Source organism: Arthrobacter sp. BC5, from assembly GCF_056680255.1.
This window is the reverse complement of sequence record NZ_CM155273.1, coordinates 1,016,830-1,033,020: the sequence shown is the minus strand read 5'-3', so window position 1 is coordinate 1,033,020 and position 16,191 is coordinate 1,016,830. Positions and strand designations below refer to the sequence as shown.

At 69.3% G+C, this 16,191-nt stretch carries 15 protein-coding genes; 6 read left to right on the top strand and 9 right to left on the bottom strand.

The window, feature by feature from the left end:
- Positions 1 to 35: 35 nt before the first annotated feature.
- From AC1MFI_RS04610 to AC1MFI_RS04595, 4 genes are all read right to left on the bottom strand, one after another.
- Positions 36 to 2,138 (bottom strand): PTS fructose transporter subunit IIABC, encoded by a 2,103-nt coding sequence (locus AC1MFI_RS04610; RefSeq protein WP_479819961.1) that lies wholly within the window; start codon positions 2,136 to 2,138, stop codon positions 36 to 38.
- The gene (locus AC1MFI_RS04605) at positions 2,138 to 3,160 is read right to left on the bottom strand and encodes a 1-phosphofructokinase family hexose kinase (RefSeq protein WP_479819960.1); all 1,023 of its coding nucleotides are present in this window, start codon (positions 3,158 to 3,160) and stop codon (positions 2,138 to 2,140) included. The genes AC1MFI_RS04610 and AC1MFI_RS04605 overlap by 1 nt, the downstream gene beginning before the upstream one ends.
- Positions 3,157 to 3,924, bottom strand: a complete 768-nt coding sequence (locus tag AC1MFI_RS04600; protein ID WP_479819959.1) for a DeoR/GlpR family DNA-binding transcription regulator — start codon at positions 3,922 to 3,924, stop codon at positions 3,157 to 3,159. Before AC1MFI_RS04600 ends, AC1MFI_RS04605 begins: the two co-directional genes overlap by 4 nt.
- A gap of 184 nt (positions 3,925 to 4,108) precedes the next feature.
- Positions 4,109 to 4,363, bottom strand: coding sequence for a DUF6458 family protein (locus AC1MFI_RS04595; RefSeq protein ID WP_479819958.1), 255 nt, complete (start codon positions 4,361 to 4,363; stop codon positions 4,109 to 4,111).
- A 341-nt stretch (positions 4,364 to 4,704) separates the two neighbouring features.
- On the opposite strand from AC1MFI_RS04595, the gene AC1MFI_RS04590 reads away from it, so the two are divergent.
- Positions 4,705 to 4,974 (top strand): GlsB/YeaQ/YmgE family stress response membrane protein, encoded by a 270-nt coding sequence (locus AC1MFI_RS04590; RefSeq protein ID WP_479819957.1) that lies wholly within the window; start codon positions 4,705 to 4,707, stop codon positions 4,972 to 4,974.
- Positions 4,975 to 5,135: 161 nt separating this feature from the next.
- Complete coding sequence (locus tag AC1MFI_RS04585) at positions 5,136 to 5,957, top strand: hypothetical protein (protein ID WP_479819956.1); 822 nt, start codon at positions 5,136 to 5,138, stop codon at positions 5,955 to 5,957.
- On the opposite strand, the gene AC1MFI_RS04580 is transcribed toward AC1MFI_RS04585, so the two are convergent.
- Positions 5,954 to 7,201 carry a DUF445 domain-containing protein gene (locus AC1MFI_RS04580; protein WP_479820782.1) on the bottom strand — a complete coding sequence of 416 codons (1,248 nt, stop codon included), beginning with the start codon at positions 7,199 to 7,201 and terminating at the stop codon, positions 5,954 to 5,956. The genes AC1MFI_RS04585 and AC1MFI_RS04580 overlap by 4 nt on opposite strands.
- Before the next feature lie 128 nt (positions 7,202 to 7,329).
- Here AC1MFI_RS04580 and AC1MFI_RS04575 point away from each other — a divergent pair, with 128 nt between their 5' ends.
- The gene (locus AC1MFI_RS04575) at positions 7,330 to 8,196 is read left to right on the top strand and encodes a glycerophosphodiester phosphodiesterase (RefSeq protein ID WP_479819955.1); all 867 of its coding nucleotides are present in this window, start codon (positions 7,330 to 7,332) and stop codon (positions 8,194 to 8,196) included.
- Between the two features lie 21 nt (positions 8,197 to 8,217).
- Complete coding sequence (locus AC1MFI_RS04570) at positions 8,218 to 10,050, top strand: glycoside hydrolase family 15 protein (protein ID WP_479819954.1); 1,833 nt, start codon at positions 8,218 to 8,220, stop codon at positions 10,048 to 10,050.
- 48 nt (positions 10,051 to 10,098) lie between these two features.
- Here the strand turns inward: AC1MFI_RS04570 and AC1MFI_RS04565 are convergent, their stop codons facing one another.
- Positions 10,099 to 11,289 carry a zinc-dependent alcohol dehydrogenase gene (locus tag AC1MFI_RS04565; protein ID WP_479819953.1) on the bottom strand — a complete coding sequence of 397 codons (1,191 nt, stop codon included), beginning with the start codon at positions 11,287 to 11,289 and terminating at the stop codon, positions 10,099 to 10,101.
- 98 nt (positions 11,290 to 11,387) lie between these two features.
- Between AC1MFI_RS04565 and AC1MFI_RS04560 the strand changes: the two genes are divergently transcribed.
- Together AC1MFI_RS04560 and AC1MFI_RS04555 are read left to right on the top strand one after the other, a co-directional pair.
- Positions 11,388 to 12,179, top strand: coding sequence for an AzlC family ABC transporter permease (locus AC1MFI_RS04560; RefSeq protein ID WP_479819952.1), 792 nt, complete (start codon positions 11,388 to 11,390; stop codon positions 12,177 to 12,179).
- A complete protein-coding gene (locus tag AC1MFI_RS04555) occupies positions 12,176 to 12,487 on the top strand; it encodes an AzlD domain-containing protein (RefSeq protein WP_479819951.1) in 312 nt (103 codons plus the stop codon). The genes AC1MFI_RS04560 and AC1MFI_RS04555 overlap by 4 nt, the downstream gene beginning before the upstream one ends.
- A 41-nt stretch (positions 12,488 to 12,528) precedes the next feature.
- Here AC1MFI_RS04555 and AC1MFI_RS04550 read toward each other — a convergent pair whose 3' ends face one another.
- Genes AC1MFI_RS04550 through pta form a run of 3 tightly spaced genes read right to left on the bottom strand, consistent with a single transcriptional unit; the run spans position 12,529 to position 16,105 of the window.
- Entirely contained in the window at positions 12,529 to 12,867 is a 339-nt protein-coding gene (locus AC1MFI_RS04550; protein ID WP_479819950.1) for a YnfA family protein, read from the bottom strand.
- 8 nt (positions 12,868 to 12,875) lie between these two features.
- On the bottom strand, positions 12,876 to 13,991 hold the full coding sequence (locus AC1MFI_RS04545) for an acetate/propionate family kinase (RefSeq protein ID WP_479819949.1): 1,116 nt from the start codon (positions 13,989 to 13,991) through the stop codon (positions 12,876 to 12,878).
- A gap of 32 nt (positions 13,992 to 14,023) precedes the next feature.
- Positions 14,024 to 16,105 (bottom strand): phosphate acetyltransferase, encoded by a 2,082-nt coding sequence (gene pta, locus AC1MFI_RS04540; protein WP_479819948.1) that lies wholly within the window; start codon positions 16,103 to 16,105, stop codon positions 14,024 to 14,026.
- Positions 16,106 to 16,191 lie beyond the last annotated feature (86 nt).

The following is a 16,191-nucleotide window of genomic DNA, read 5'->3' as shown; positions in this document are numbered from 1 at the left end:
AGGTGGATTCCCAGTACAGCCAACCGGACTGGGGGTCAGGCTGCAACCGGCTCTGCGCCGACGGCGTCCTTCTTGCTGGTGGCGTAGCGCTTGAGCGCCATGACGGCGAGGGCCGAGATGACCGTTCCCACGAGGATCGCGGTCACGAACATCAGGATGTTGCCGATGGCGAAGAAGACGAAGATGCCGCCGTGGGGTGCCTGCGACGTCACTCCGCTGCCCATGACGATGGCACCGGTGACGGCGGATCCCAGCAGGGAGGCCGGGATGACGCGCAGCGGATCGGCTGCGGCGAAGGGGATCGCGCCTTCCGAGATGAACGCCGCTCCCAGCAGCCAGGCGGCTTTGCCGTTCTCGCGCTCCGCCACGGTGAAGCGGCGGCGATCGAGGGTGGTGGCGAGCGCCATGGCCAGCGGAGGGACCATGCCGGCGGCCATGACGGCGGCCATGATCTGCCAGGGAGCCTGGTTGTCGATCGACCCGGCGCTCAGCCCGGCGACGGCGAAGGAGTAGGCCACCTTGTTGACCGGCCCGCCCAGGTCCACGGCCATCATGAGGCCGAGGATGAGGCCGAGCCCGACGGCAGCGGTGCCGGTGAGGCCCGAGAGCCAGTTGTTGAGCCCGTCCGTGATCGCGGCGATCGGACCGCCCAGCACGAGGAACATGAGGCCCGAGGCCACGATGGACGCGACGAGCGGGATGATGACGACCGGCATGAGGCTGCGGAGCCAGCGGGGTACCGAGAGGCGCCCGATCATCATCGCGACGTAGCCTGCGAGCAGGCCGCCGACGATGCCGCCGAGGAACCCTGCTCCCATGAAGCCCGCCACCGCGCCGGCCACGAAACCGGGGGCGATGCCGGGACGATCCGCGAGGGCGTAGGCGATGTACCCGGCGAGGGCGGGGACCAGGAACCCGAGGGACAACTGGCCGATCTTGAAGGCCACGGCACCGAGGTACTCACTCAGTCCGCCGTCCGGCAGGTTCGCGAGGCTGTTCTCGAGCACGACCGCGTCGGCCGTCTCGGTGATGAGGTACCCACCGAGCAGGAAGCCCAGCGCGATCAGCAGGCCGCCACCGGCGACGAAGGGGATCATGTAGCTGACACCGGTGAGCAGGGCACGCTTGAGGGTGCTGCCGATGCCGTCCCGGCCGCCGTCGTCGTCGGCCTGCTCGCCACCGGCCGTCCCGGCGACCCTGCGGGCGTTGGGGTTCTGTGCGGCGGCGACCGCTTCCTCCACCATCTCGCCCGGCTCGTCGATGCCGCGCTTGACGGGTGCGCTGATCACCGGGAGGCCGGCGAAGCGCTGCTTGTCACGGACGTCGACGTCGACGGCGAAGATGACGGCGTCGGCGGCCGCGATGACAGCCGGATCCAGGGGAGTGGCGCCCGAGGAGCCCTGGGTCTCCACCTGGAGGTCGATCCCGCGCTCCTTGGCGGCGGCGACGAGGGAGTCGGCGGCCATGTAGGTGTGGGCGATCCCGGTGGGGCAGGCCGTGACGGCGACGATACGCCGCACCCTGGTGTCCGTCGCCCGGCCGGAGTCCACGGCGGGTCCGGTGGTGTCGGTCCCGGCGGGGGAGGTGCCCAGCGTGGCGGCGGCCTCACTCGCACGCGCCGTGGTCGCGGGCTGCCCGGAGGCACCGGCGGCGTGGGCTCCTGCGCCCGCCGTCGCGGGAGCGGCCCCGATGCCGAGGGCGCCGTTGACGAGCGCGACGACGTCGGCCGGTGTCTGCGCGGCGCGCAGCGAGGCGGTGAAGTCCTTCTTGATCAGGGACCGGGCCAGCTTGGACAGCAGCTTGAGGTGCTCCTGGTCGGCGCCGTCGGGGGCCGCGATGAAGAAGACGAGGTCCGCGGGGCCGTCCTTGGCCCCGAAGTCCACCGCCGGTGAGAGGCGCGCCATGGCGAGCGTCGCCTCGGAGACCGCCTTCGAGCGGCAGTGCGGGATGGCGATACCGCCAGGGACACCGGTCGAGGTCTTCTCCTCCCGGGCGAGGGCGTCCGCGTACAGGCCGTCGACTTCCGTCGAGCGGCCCTGCGCGGCGACCTGCTCCGCGAGGTGGCGGATCACCGAGGACCGTTCGGTCCCCAGGTCCTGGTCCAGAGTGACGAGCTCCGGAGTGATGAGATCGGACATCAGAATTCCTCCTGTGCAGGGGGCCCGTCAGTGGACCCGGTAACGCTTGGTTCGATCACGGGAAGGGTGACCATGAGGGGTGTGACCACGACGGCGGCCGGCGTCGTCTGGTCGAGCGATGGAACGGTGGAGCCGGGAAGGGCGGCGGCCGCCGATCCATGGGCGACGGCCTGGCGCAGGCAGTTCTCCGGGAGTTCGCCTGCTGCATGCGCCAGCAGGTAGCCGGCCAGTGCGGAATCTCCCGCGCCGACCGTGGAACGCGCCGTGACGGGCGGATGCACGGCATGCCATGCTCCCGTGTTCGTCACGAGCAGGGCACCCTTGGACCCAAGGGTCGCCAGCACCGCTCCGACCCCCGCGGTGATGAGCACCGCGCAGGCCTTGGCGGCCATTTCATGATCCTGCTCGAGCTCGTCGCCCGTGCCGATGCCCGTGAGTTCACTGAGCTCCTCGGCGTTGGGCTTGAGCAGGTCCGGCGCGGGGACGCCCGCAGCAGCTTCGATCAGCGGCTCGCCCGAGGAATCGATCGCGACGCGGGGCGCCGACAGGCCGTACGTCCCGCGGACGGCTGCTGTGACCCTCGTGTAGAAGGTCGGCGGCACACCCGGGGGGAGGGATCCGGCCAGGACCAGCCAGTCCGCTCCGTCGCTCTCGGCCACGACGACGGCGAGGAGGTCCTCGAGGAGTTCGGCGGAGAGTTCGGGGCCGGGCTCGTTGATCTTCGTCGTCGTGCCGTCGGGCTCGGTGATGGCCGTGTTGGTGCGGAGGGCCGCGCCGATCGGGAGGTTGCGGAACGGGACCTCGATCCCGCGCAGTCCCGCGAGGACGGCGTCGTCGTCATCTCCGGGCAGGATGGCGAGCGTGCTGATGCCCGACATGGCCAGGGCGCGGCTCACGTTGACACCCTTGCCGCCCGCCTCCTGCACCACGTGCACGGCACGCTGGACCGCGCCGCGGGCCAGGGGGGCGCTGAGTTCGACGGTGCGGTCGATACTGGGATTCGCCGTGAAGGTCACGATCACGCGAGGATCACCTCCACGTCGGCGTCGGCGAGTGCGTCCGCGAGGGCGCCCCGGGGTGCGTGGTCGGTGATGAGTGCATCGATTTCCTCCAGGTGGGCGAAGCTGATGAGGGTCTCCTCGTCGAACTTGGACGAGTCCGCGAGGAGTACCACGCGGCGTGCCGAGCGGACGATCGCCGTCTTCACGGCCGCCTCGTCGACATCAGGAGTGCTGAGGCCGAAGCCGGCGCCGATGCCGTTGGTACCCACGAAGGCGACGTCGGCCCGAAGGCGCGTGAAGTGTGCCACCGTGCTGCTCCCCACGGCGGCGCTCGTCAGCGCCCTGACCCGGCCGCCCACGAGCTCGACGCTCAGGCCGGCGCCGGAGACGAGCGCTGCGATGGGAACGGAGTGGGTGACGACCGCCAGTCCCGGGCGCGCCTCCTCGACCAGCAGTTCGGCGAGCGCGCCGGTGGTGCTACCGGCGTCGAGCACGACGGCGCCGGTCACGGGCGCCATGGAGAGTGCGGTCCGGGCGATGCGCTTCTTCTCGGGCGAGTGCTGGGAGGAACGGCTGGTGAGGCTCGCTTCCTTCGTCGTGGCTCCGCTGCCGGCGATGGCGCCGCCGTGGACACGGCGCAGGACGCCGTCGTTCTCGAGGAGGGCGAGGTCCCTGCGGACCGTCTCCTTGGTGATGCCGAAGCGTGAGGAGAGGCCGGCAACGGTGACGCGGCCGTCTGCGGAGACCAGGCTGCTGATCTGGCGATAGCGCTCTTCCGCGAACATGAGGACCTCGTCGTCTTCGGCCGGAGTAGGGACCCGGGATGTGGGTTTGTTTTTGGTTTAGTGACTATATCTTCGGTTCGCGCGGTGGGTCAAGGACTTTCGGTGCTGTCCAAACGAGAACGCAGATGAAGAAGGGCCGGACGGTCACGTCCGGCCCTTCTTCGTCTGCTCTTCTGACGGGATGTCAGATCCCGGTGTCGCGGGACTCCCTGCGCGTGATGGTCTCGCCGGTGCCCGGATCCACCACGGATCGCGACTCCGAGACACGCGCCTGCCTACGTGGGGCCGCCAGGACCAGGGAGGCGATGAGCCCGATCACACCGACAGCCATCAGGATGTAACCGACGAGCACGAGATCCACGAAGCTGACCTGCACCCGGACCGCGAAAGCAAGAACTGCACCGAGTGCAATAAGGAAAATGGATGAACCGATTCGCATTAGAAAAACCTCCGCTATGTCTTTGTTGGCAGTTTCGAGAGAATTCCCCAGCGGTTTCACTGACCCTGCCGCTTACTCCCGAGGCGGCCCGCTTGTGCCCATCATACGGTCGATTCGCCGCAATACCGGGCTTTGCGTCACCGCTGTCCGCCCCGTCGGCTCCTGCAACAGTTCGGGAAAGATTCATCCGGAAGCCTTGGTAAGCAGGATTAGCTTGGTGCTACGATTGCACCCTAAGCATGCTGATGAAGTACAGTTGCAGCTAGTTGCACTTCGATGCACCGGATTATTCGACAGCAGCTCGTCCTCGGGCGGGTGGCTCATCACTCAAGGAGCACCACATGAGTTTCATCGCATTCCTTATCCTCGGCCTCCTCGCCGGCGCACTCGCCAAGCTGATCATGCCCGGCAAGCAGGGCGGTGGCATCATCGTCACCATGATCCTCGGCGTCGTCGGCGCCTTCCTGGGCGGTTTCATCGGCGGCAGCATCCTCGGCATCGACATGGGTAGCACCTTCTCCCTGCCGTCGATCCTGTTCGCCGTCCTGGGCGCGCTGATCGTGCTCTTCATCTACGGCCTCATCACCGGACGCAAGGGCTCGCGCGTCTAGCCTTAGGCACCACGTAGCTGCACCGTGGGGGAGCGGCTGCGAGAAGGGCGTCACCGGAGAACGGTGGCGCCCTTCACCGTTAAACGCATCGTCCCGGAGCGGCCGGCCTGCGCCACCAGCAGAACGCCCACCCGCCCGGGGCCGCCCCACCCTAGACTCGGGTGCAGCGACCACCGACCCAGCTGTGGAGGACCAACATGTTCGGCCGTAACAAGGAGAACCCCGCCGTCAAGGCAGCCAACGGGACGCTGTTCGACAAGGACGGCAACCCCAAGCCCGGAATCCTGCGCGGGATCGAACGGGCGCTGGATGTCCAGCGGCCGCTGATCCTCGCCAACCTGAACCGACTTCGCCGCCGCAACCCGGACGCCTCCCCGGCGGAACTGGCGCGGCTGCTCGAGCGGGACTACCTGCGGGCCACGACGGCGGCCGGAGCCGCTGTCGGTGCCACCGCTGCCGTGCCCGCGGTCGGCACCATCGCCTCCCTGGGGCTCTCCGCCGCCGCGACGGTCGGTTTCCTCGAGGCCACGGCGCTGTACGCCGAGTCCGTCGCCGAGCTGCACGGGATCAACACACAGGATCCCGAGAGGTCCCGCGCCATGGTGATGGCGATCCTGATGGGCGAGGAGGGCACCGCGCTGATCCGGTCCATCCTCGGTGCTTCCGCCGGGCAGGGTGCCCCGCAGTACTGGGGCCAGCTGGTCGACAAGTCCGCACCGACCTCGCTCGTGAAGACCGTCACCGGGTCCATCCAGCGCCGCTTCCTCAAGAAGTTCCTCGCGAAGCAGGGAGGCTTCATGCTGGGGCGGGCCCTGCCGTTCGGCGTCGGCGCCGTCATCGGCGGTACCGGCAACCACCTCATGGGCAAGACGGTCATCCGGACCACGCGGGAGGCCTTCGGCCCGCTGCCGCAGACCATTCCCGGGGAGCTGGCCGATGTCCTCCGGCTTCCCGAGCCGGGCACCGCCCAGAAGAGGGCCTAACCGAAGATCGCGTGCGCGACGGCGAAGATCACCAGGCCGGCCAGCGAGCCGACCACGGTGCCGTTGATGCGGATGAACTGCAGGTCCTTGCCGACCTGCAGTTCGATCTTCCGTGACGTCTCCTCGGCATCCCACCGGCCGACCGTCTCGGAGATGACGCCGGCGATCTCGCTCCGGTAGGTGCGCACCGCGTAGGAGGCGCCGTCGGCGATCCACCGGTTGACCTTGCCGGCCAGGTCGTCGTCGCTCGTCAGGCGTGAACCGAAGTCGCGTACGGCGGCCTTGAAGTTGGACGTCAGTTCGCTGTCCGGGTCATTGACCGCCTCGAGGAGGGCGTTCTTGATCGTGGCCCAGGTGCGGGCGGTGAGGTCGCGGACGCGGGGGTCGTCGAGCAGTTGGCCCTTGATCTCCTCGGCCTTGGCGATGGTCTCGGGCTTGTGCTGGAGATCCTGGGCGAGGTCCCGCAGGTACTTGTCGACGGCGAGACGGACGTCGTGCTGAGGATCGTCCTGCACCGCGCGGATGAACTTGGACAGCTCGGCATGCACGCGGTCGCCGACGACGCCGTCGACGAGGCGCGGCACCCAGGTGGGGGAACGCTGCGCCACGACCCGCGTGACCACGGCGTAGTTCGCGTCCACCCAGTCGCCGGCCCGGTCCACGAGCAGGTCCACCAGCCTGTGGTGGTGCCCCTCGGCGAAGATGCGCTCGGCGATGCTGCCGATGGGAGGCCCCCAGGGCGGATCGAGCAGGTGCTTGCGGACCATGGACTCGATGACGCCCTGCACGGCGTCGTCGTTCAGGACCGTGAACATGCCACGGATCAGGGCGGCACCCTCGGCGGCCACGCGGTCGGCGCTCTCCGGCTTCTCCAGCCAGGCGCCCGCCTTCTGGGCTATCCGCGCGGAGTCCAGCTTGGCGCGGACCACTTCCTCCGACAGGAAGTTCTCCTCCACGAACTGGCCGAGTGACTCGCCGATCTGGTCCTTCTTGCGCGGGATGATCGCGGTGTGCGGGATCTTCAGGCCCATGGGGTGCTTGAAGAGTGCGGTGACGGCGAACCAGTCCGCGAGTGCGCCGACCATCCCGCCCTCGGCTGCCGCCCGCACGTATTCGAGCCAGGGGTAGGTGTCCTGCAGCGCGAAGGCCACCACGAAGATGACGGCCATGACCGCCAGGAGGCCCGTGGCCAGCAGTTTCATGCGGCGGAGGGCGGCCGCACGCTCCGCATCGGTGCCGGTCATCTGAGCATTCACCCTCCCGAGTCTATCGAGCGCGCCTTCCTGTCCGTCGTCGGGCGCCGGCCGATGGTGCACCGGATAGCGGTCACGTACCGTGATAGGACCACCACCGACGACCGAAGGGATGGTCCGTGCCTCCTGTGATCTTCGCCCACCGTGGCAGCAGCGGCGTCTTTGCCGAGCACACGCGGGCGGCCTACCTGCAGGCGCTGGCCGACGGCGCCGACGGCGTGGAGTGCGACGTCCACCTGACCGGTGACGGACAGCTCGTGTGCATGCACGACACGACGCTGGACCGCACCACGAACGTCTCAGGGAAAGTGGCGGACCGGACGCTGGCGGAGCTGCGCGTACTGGACGTGTCCTCCTGGAAGGGCGTGTCGATCCCGGCGGAGTACGGGGACGCGGCGGACCAGCTCCTGTCCCTCTCCGATCTCCTGGCGATCCTCCGCCGGGCAGGGCGGCCGATCAGGCTCGCCATCGAGCTCAAGCACCCGAGCCCCTTCGGGCTGCGCCTGGAGGAGGCACTCATCGCGTTCCTCATGGACGAGGGATGGGATCCGGAATCGTCGACGCTCGGGACCATCGAGGTGAGCTTCATGAGCTTCAACCCGGACTCGATGCGGCATCTGGCCGAGTCCGCACCCCACCACCTGCTGTGCCAGCTGGTGTCCGATGTGAGCCCGAAGGAGGTCCGGGCCGCCCTGAGCTTCGGGGCGATCGCCGAAGGAGCGCTGATCACCATCATGAAGAGGGCGCTGAAGGAAGGGGAGCGGCTCGTCGACCACCAGGAGGTCGGCATGGCCGGCCCGGGCATGAGGTACATCCGCAGCCACCCGGAGCGGGTGCGGCGGTGGATCCGGGACGGCGTGCGCGTACGGGCGTGGACGGTCAACTCCGTGAAGGACGCCCTGTTCCTCGCGGAGCTCGGGGTGCAGGAGATGACGTCGGACTACCCGGCGCGGATCCGGATGGCCTTCGAGGGCAACAGCAGGTAACCGTTCAACCCCCGTGGGCCGTTGTGGTTGAGTGGAGAGATGCAATCACCGATCGAGGACTACGCGCTCGTCTCCGACCTCCATACCGGTGCGCTCATCTCCCGGGACGGCAGCGTGGACTGGCTCTGCTTCCCCCGGTTCGACTCGGGCTCCGTCTTCGCCGCCATGCTCGGCACCCCGGAGCACGGCCGCTGGCTCGTGGCACCGCTGTCCACGGAGGCCGAGGTGGTGGAACGCAGCTACATCTCGTCGACCTTCGTCCTCCAGACCCATTGGCGGACTCCGGGGGGAGAGGTGCTGGTCACCGACTTCATGCCGCTCACGGACCGGCGGGCCAACGTGGTGCGGCGCATCCAGGGCCTGCGCGGCAGCGTCACCCTGCGGCAGGAGCTGGAGATCCGGTTCGGCTACGGCGATATCGTGCCGTGGGTCAGCCAGGGGACGGAGGACGGCGTCCCGGTGCTCCTCGCCATCGCGGGCCCCGATGCCCTGCTGCTGCGCGGACCCCGGCTGACGGCGGCGGACCACCGCCATGAGGGCACGTTCGAGGTGGCCGAAGGCGACGTCGTCGACCTGGAACTCGTCTGGTACCCCTCGCACCGTGACAAGCCGCCGGCACTGGATATCGACGAGGCGCTCGACAGCGTGATCAGCTACTGGCGGGCCTGGGGTGCCAGCTGCCTGGACGACGGCGAGTACGCCGACGCCGTCCAGCGCTCGCTCCTCGTGTTGCGCGCACTCACGCACGAGGACACCGGGGGGATCGTCGCCGCTCCGACGACGTCCTTGCCCGAGCAGTTCGGTGGAGCCCGCAACTGGGACTACCGCTTCTGCTGGCTGCGTGATGCTGCGCTGACCCTCGAGGCGATGATGACGCACGGGTTCGCCGAGGAGGCGCTGGAGTGGCGCAACTGGCTGCTGAGGGCCGTCGCCGGTGATCCCGAGGACCTGCAGATCATGTACGGGCTGGCCGGTGAGCGGCAGCTGCCCGAGCGGGAACTGGGCCACCTGCCCGGGTACGCGGACTCGGTGCCCGTCCGGGTGGGAAACGGTGCGGTGGACCAGTACCAGGCCGACGTCGTGGGCGAGGTCATGGTGGCGCTGGAGAAACTCCGCGGCCACGGCGTGACCGAGGACAGCTTCTCCTGGCCCCTGCAGCGGGCGCTGCTGGGGTTCGCGGAGAAGCATCTGAACGACCGCGACCACGGGATCTGGGAGATGCGCGGCGATCTGCAGTACTTCACGCACTCCCGCGTGATGATGTGGGCGGCCTTCGACTGTGCGGTCCGGGCGGTGCGGGACCACGGGCTGAGCGGTCCGCAGCAGCACTGGACGGACATCCGGGACGGACTGCGCGAGGAGATCATGCAGCGTGGCTTCAACCATGAGCTGAACAGCTTCACCCAGGTCTACGACGGATCCGAGCTGGATGCCTCGCTGCTGCAGCTACCGCAGGTGGGGTTCCTGGACTACGACGATCCGAAGATGCTCGGCACGGTCGAGCGGATCGAGAAGGATCTGCTGGACGCGCAGGGACTCCTGCTCCGCTACCGCACCGACAGCTCGGACGACGGACTCGAGCCCGGTGAGCACCCGTTCCTGGCGTGCTCCTTCTGGCTCGTCGAGCAGTACGCGCACGGGGGCCGGCTGGACGAGGCGAAACACCTCATGGACCAGCTGGTGGGTTACTCCAACGAACTCGGACTGCTGTCCGAGGAGTACGACGCCGTGAACAACCGCATGGCGGGCAACTTCCCCCAGGCCTTCTCGCACCTGGCCCTGGTGCGGGCGGCGGATGCCCTGCAGATAGCCCGGGGCGAGGCCGATTCCCACGAGTCGATGGCCCGGGAGTGATCCCGGGCCATCGCGTGGGATCCGCCGTCGTTCCCTCCGCCTGGGTGGCTAGACCGTGACGCCCTGCGGCTTCAGGACCACCTTGATGGCGCCGTCCGTCTTCTTCTGGAAGTTCCGGTAGGCGGCAGGGGCCTCGTCGATCGAGACCTCATGGGTCATGAGGTCGGTGACGCCCAGCGGGTCGGAGGGCTCCTCGACGATCGGCAGGAGTTCGTCCGTCCAGCGGCGCACGTTGCACTGGCCCATGCGGAACTGGAGCTGCTTGTCGAACATGGTGAGCATCGGCATCGGGGTCGCGGCACCGCCGTAGACGCCGCTGAGGGAGATGGTGCCGCCCCGGCGGACCGCGTCGATCGCCGAATGGAGGACGGTCACGCGGTCGCTGCCGCCGGTCTCCATGACCTTCTGGGCGAGCTTGTCGGGCAGGATGCCGACGGCGTGCTGGGCGAAGGCGCCGACGGGCGAGCCGTGGGCTTCCATGCCGACGGCGTCGACGACGGCGTCCGGCCCGCGGCCGTTCGTCATGCTACGCAGCTCCTCGGCGGTGTCCTTCGTGAAGTCGATGGTCTCGACACCGTGGCGCTTGGCCATGTCGCGGCGCTCCGCAACGGGTTCGACGGCGATGACACGGTGGCCGAGGTATTTGCCGATACGGGCCGCGAACTGGCCGACCGGCCCGAGGCCGTAGACCGCGAGGACGCCGTCCTTCGGCACATCGGCGTACTGCACGCCCTGCCATGCGGTGGGCAGGATGTCCGAGAGATAGAGGTAGCGCTCGTCGGGCAGCTCCGAGCCGACCTTGACCGGGCCGTAGTCGGCGAAGGGCACCCGGAGGTACTCCGCCTGCCCGCCGGGCACGGAGCCGTAGAGCTCCGAGAATCCGAACAGGGCCGCGCCGGATCCTGCCGAATGGACCTGGGTCGTCTCGCACTGCGACTGCAGTCCGCGCTTGCACATGAAGCAGTACCCGCAGGAGATGTTGAACGGTATGACGACGCGGTCGCCGACCTTGAGCTTGGTGACGCCCGCGCCGACCTCCTCGACGATCCCCATGGGCTCGTGGCCGAGGATGTCACCCTTGTGCATGTACGGGCCGAGGACCTCGTAGAGGTGGAGGTCCGAGCCGCAGATGGCGGTCGAGGTGATGCGGATGATCGCGTCCGTGGGTTCCTGGATCGTGGGATCGGGGACGTTCTCGACGCTGACGTTGCGCTTGCCCTGCCATGTCACTGCCTTCATGTGGTGCTCCTCCGGGTAGTAAGTAGGCTTTCCTTTCCTACTATTCCCTTCTTCGACACGAATGGGAAGCCGGGCAGCATGTCGCCTAGCCTTGTCGGGTGGTGCTTCTCCAATCTCCGGCGGTCCGAGTCGCACTCTCCGTGGCCATCGCGACCGGGTTGTACGGCCTGTCCTTCGGCGCGCTGTCCGTCGCGGCCGGCCTCGACCTCCTGCAGACCATGGCGCTGAGCCTGCTGCTGTTCAGCGGCGGCTCCCAGTTCGCCTTCATCGGCGTCATCGCCGGGGGCGGCAGCGGGATCGCCGCGATGTCCGCCGCCGCCCTGCTGGGAATCCGCAACGGCGTGTACGGGATGCAGGTCAACGTGCTGCTGCGGCCGTCGCGCCGGCAGAAACTGCCGGCCGCGCATCTCACCATCGACGAGTCCGTGGCCACGGCAACGGGCCAGACGGATCCGGCCGAGCAGCGCCGCGGATTCTGGGCCGCGGGCATCGGCGTGTTCGTGCTGTGGAACCTCTTCACCCTCGTCGGGGCGCTCGCGGGCAATGCGATGGGTGACCCCGCCCGGTGGGGCCTCGACGGTGCAGCGGTCGCGGCGTTCCTCGGGCTGCTCTGGCCCCGGATCCGTACTCGCGACCCCGCGGCGATCGCCGTCGTATGCGCCGTCGTCACGCTCATCGCCGTGCCGCTCGTCCCTCCCGGCGTGCCGATCCTGATCGCCGCGGTGGTGGCCGCGGGCCTGGGGCTCTCGGGCCTCGGCCCGGCGACGGAAGGCCTCGAGCCCGACGTCGAGCCCTACCCCGCCACGTCGGGAAGCAACGCGGCGGCCCCGGGAGCCCGCCCGGTGGAAGGCTCCGGGGGCGGTCCCGGCGCGCCGAAGGGGGGCGCATGAGCCTCTGGGGATGGATCCTGCTCGCGTGCGCGATCTCGATCGCGACGAAGTTCCTCGGGTTCCTCGTACCGGCGAAGCTGCTCGACAATCCGAGGATGCTGCGGGTCGCGGGGTCCGTGACCATCGGCCTGCTCGCGGCGCTGACGGCGGTCAACACGTTCGCGTCGGGACAGCTGCTCGTGGTCGACGCGCGGGTGGCCGCCCTGGCTGCTGCCGCCGTCGCGCTCTGGTTGCGGGCGCCGTTCCTCGTCGTGGTCGTGGTCGGGGCGCTCGCGGCCGGGCTGGCACGCCTGCTGGGTGCGGCGTAGGGCCGGACGGTCCGACTGCCCGTGCCCGACCGGGGCCCGGACTAGGCCGCAGGACGCGGCACGAACATGATCACGGCGACACCGGCCAGGCAGACCGCCGAACCGATGAGGTCCCACCGGTCGGGCCGGAATCCGTCGACGAACACGCCCCAGGCGAGTGATCCTGCCACGAAGACGCCCCCGTACGCGGCGAGGATCCGCCCGAAATTCGGTTCCGGCTGCAGTGTCGCGACGAAACCGTAGGCGCCGAGGGCCATGATCCCGAGCCCCGCCCACCACCACGGACGCCCCTCACGGACGGCCTGCCAGATCAGCCAGGCGCCGCCGATCTCCGCCCCGGCCGCGAGGACGAACAGGAGGGCCATGCGCAGGATCGTCATGGCACCGGTCAGGACGTGCTGACGACGGCGGCGGTCGCCTCCGCGATCGCGGCTTCCTCGTCCGTGGGCACCACGAGGACGGGGAAGGCGGACGACGCCGTGCTGATGACACGGGCCTTCTTGCTGCGCTCGCCGTTCCTGGCCTCGTCGAGTTCGAGGCCGAGGGCTCCGAGCTTCGAGACGACGGCGCTGCGGAAGGCCGATGCGTTCTCGCCGATGCCGGCCGTGAAGACGAGCGCCTCTGCGCCGCCGACCGCGACGTGGTAGCCGCCGATGTACTTCGCGAGCCGGTAGGAGGCCACCTCGATGGCGAGCTTGGCGCGGTCCTCGCCGGCTTCCGCAGCCTCGGTCACCGAGCGCATGTCGTTGGTGCCCGTCAGTCCCTTCAGCCCGCTGTTGCGGTTGAGGAGCGTGTCGAGGTCCTGCTCCGAGTACCCCTCACGCAGGAGGAACAGCAGGATGGACGGGTCGATGTCGCCGGAGCGCGTTCCCATCACGAGTCCTTCGAGGGGCGTGAAACCCATCGAGGTGTCGATGCTCTCGCCGTCGCGCACTGCCGTGGCGGAGGCGCCGTTGCCGAGGTGCGCGATCACGCCGGTGAAGGTGCCGGCGCCGAGCAGCTCGGCGGCACCGCGGGCCACATAGGCGTGCGAGGTCCCGTGGAAGCCGTAGCGGCGGATGCCGAACCTCCGGTACAGCTCGTCCGGCACCGCGTACCGCCAGGCGTGCTCGGGCAGGGTGCGGTGGAACGCCGTGTCGAAGACCGCCACCTGCGGCATCTTCGGCCACTTCCCGGTGATGGCCCTGATCCCGGTGACGGCGGCGGGGTTGTGCAGGGGTGCCAGCGGGTTGAGCCGCTCGATGGCACGCGTGATCTCGTTGTCGATCAGCACGGGTTCGCTGAAGCGCTCACCTCCGTGCACCACGCGGTGTCCGACGGCGTCGATCCCGCGCCCGTCGAGGGCCGCGGCGACCTCGCCGTCCACGCGGTCGAGCGCCGCCGCGTGGTCCGGCACCTCGGCCTCGCCGATGCGCTCCACCAGGCCCTCCGCGAGGATGTCGTCGCCCTCGCGCACCTGGTACTTGAGCGAGGACGAGCCGGAGTTGATGACGAGGATGATCATGGGGGGTCCTGTCCTGGGAGGGGCGGGGGAGGCTAGGAGGCGGCGGGCTGCTGGGCCTGGACCGCGGTGATGGCGACCGTGTTGACGATGTCCTCCACGGTGCAACCGCGCGAGAGGTCGTTGACCGGCTTCCGGAGGCCCTGGAGGACGGGCCCGACGGCGACGGCACCGGCCGACTGCTGCACGGCCTTGTAGGTGTTGTTGCCGGTATTGAGGTCGGGGAAGATGAAGACCGTCGCCTGGCCTGCCACCGAGGAGCCCGGGAGCTTGGAGGCGGCAACCGAGGCGTCCACGGCGGCGTCGTACTGGATGGGCCCCTCCACCGCGAGATCGGGCCGCTGCTGCCGCACGAGCTCGGTGGCGCGCCGCACCTCGTCCACGGCTCCGCCGCTGCCGGACTCGCCCGTGGAGTAGGACAGCATGGCCACGCGGGGCTCGACGCCGAACTGCGCCGCCGTCTCGGCCGAGGCCACTGCGATGTCCGCCAGCTGCTCCTCGTTGGGGTCCGGGTTCACGGCGCAGTCGCCGTACACCAGCACGCGGTCCTGCAGAAGCATGAGGAACACCGAGGAGACGATCTTCACGCCGTCCTTGGTCTTCACGAATTCGAGCGCGGGCCGGATGGTGTTCGCCGTCGTGTGCGCGGCACCGGACACCATGCCGTCGACCTTCCCGAGCTGGACCATCATCGTGCCGAAGTATGCCCCTTCGAGCATGCGCTCCCGGGCCTGGTCGAGGGAGACATTCTTGTGGGCGCGTACCCGTGCGTACTCCGCGGCGAACTCCTCGCGCAACCCGCTCGTCGCCGGGTCGATCAGCGTGATGCCGGTGAGGTCGATGCCCTGGCCCGTCGCCAGTTCTCGGACGCGAGCCTCGGGTCCCAGGATCGTGAGGTCGCAGACATCGCGGCGGTGCAGGATCTCGGCGGCCTTGAGCACCCGGATGTCCTCGCCCTCGGGGAGCACGATATGCCGCCGCTCGGACCGCGCACGCTGGATGAGCTCGTGCAGGAACCGCAGGGGGGTCATGCTGACGGGGCGGGGGAGTTCGAGCCGCTCCAGCAGTTCGTGCTCGTCCACCTGCCGCGACCAGGCGCCGAGCGCGGCCGCGGCCTTGCGGCGCAGTCCGCTGGCGATCTCACCGCGCACCTCGCTGACGCGCCGAGCCGCCGTGTAGGTGTCGTCGTCGAGCGTGAACACCGGGAACGGCGCCTGCGCGAGGAGGGCGAGGATGTTGGGATCGGGCGCGAGCCCGCCGGTGAGGATCATGCCCGAGGGAACCGGGAACTCGGGGGAGAACGACGACGCCAGCGTTGCCACGAGCACGTCCGCGCGGTCCCCGGGCACGATCACCAGGGCGCCGTCGGTGAGCAGGTGCAGGAAGTTGCCGACGTTCATGGCGGCGACGCGCACGCTCGTGACGTCGCGCTCGAGGTTGGAATTGCCGGCGATCTGACGGGCCCCGAGTTCGGCGGACACCTCGGAGACCGTGGGCTGGGAGATCTCCGACAGTTCCGGGATCACGTAGACGGGACGGCCCGAACGGCCCGGCCGCACGTGCTCGCTGATGGCGGTGACGGCGTCGTCCGCCGCCCTGTTCACCATCATGGCGAGGAGGGACACCTTCGCGGCGTCGAGCTCGCGGCGGGCCACGTCGACGGCGTCGGCCGCCTCCTCGACGGACATGTCCTTCGCACTGACGACGGCGAGGACCATGGCGCCGAGGTTGTTGGCCAGGCGGGCATTGAGATCGAACTCGACGGCGGCGTCGTTCCCGGAGAGGTCGGTGCCCTCCACGATGACGACGTCGCACTCCGCGGCGATCTCGCTGTAGATGGCGACGCAGCGGGCGTCGATCTCGGCGCGGTCGCCGGTGACGAGCAGGGCGCGGGCCTGGGCGCGCGTGAGGCCGCCGCGGGCGCGGCCCTCCGGGAGGTCGAACGCACGTTGCATGAGCCGGACCATGGGGTCGGCAGCAGGATCACTGCCCTCGACGATGGGCCGGAAGAAGCCCACGCGGTCGGCGTGCCGGTGCAGCATGTCGGCCAGGCCCAGGGAGATCAGGGACTTGCCGGAGCCGTTGGTCATGGCGCTCACATATATTCCGCGGGTCATGGGGCCAGTCTTGCAGGGTCCTCAGGTGCCCGCCATAACGGGTGTCACGTCCTCGGGCAGTTCCCTCCGGGCGCCGGGACGGCAGG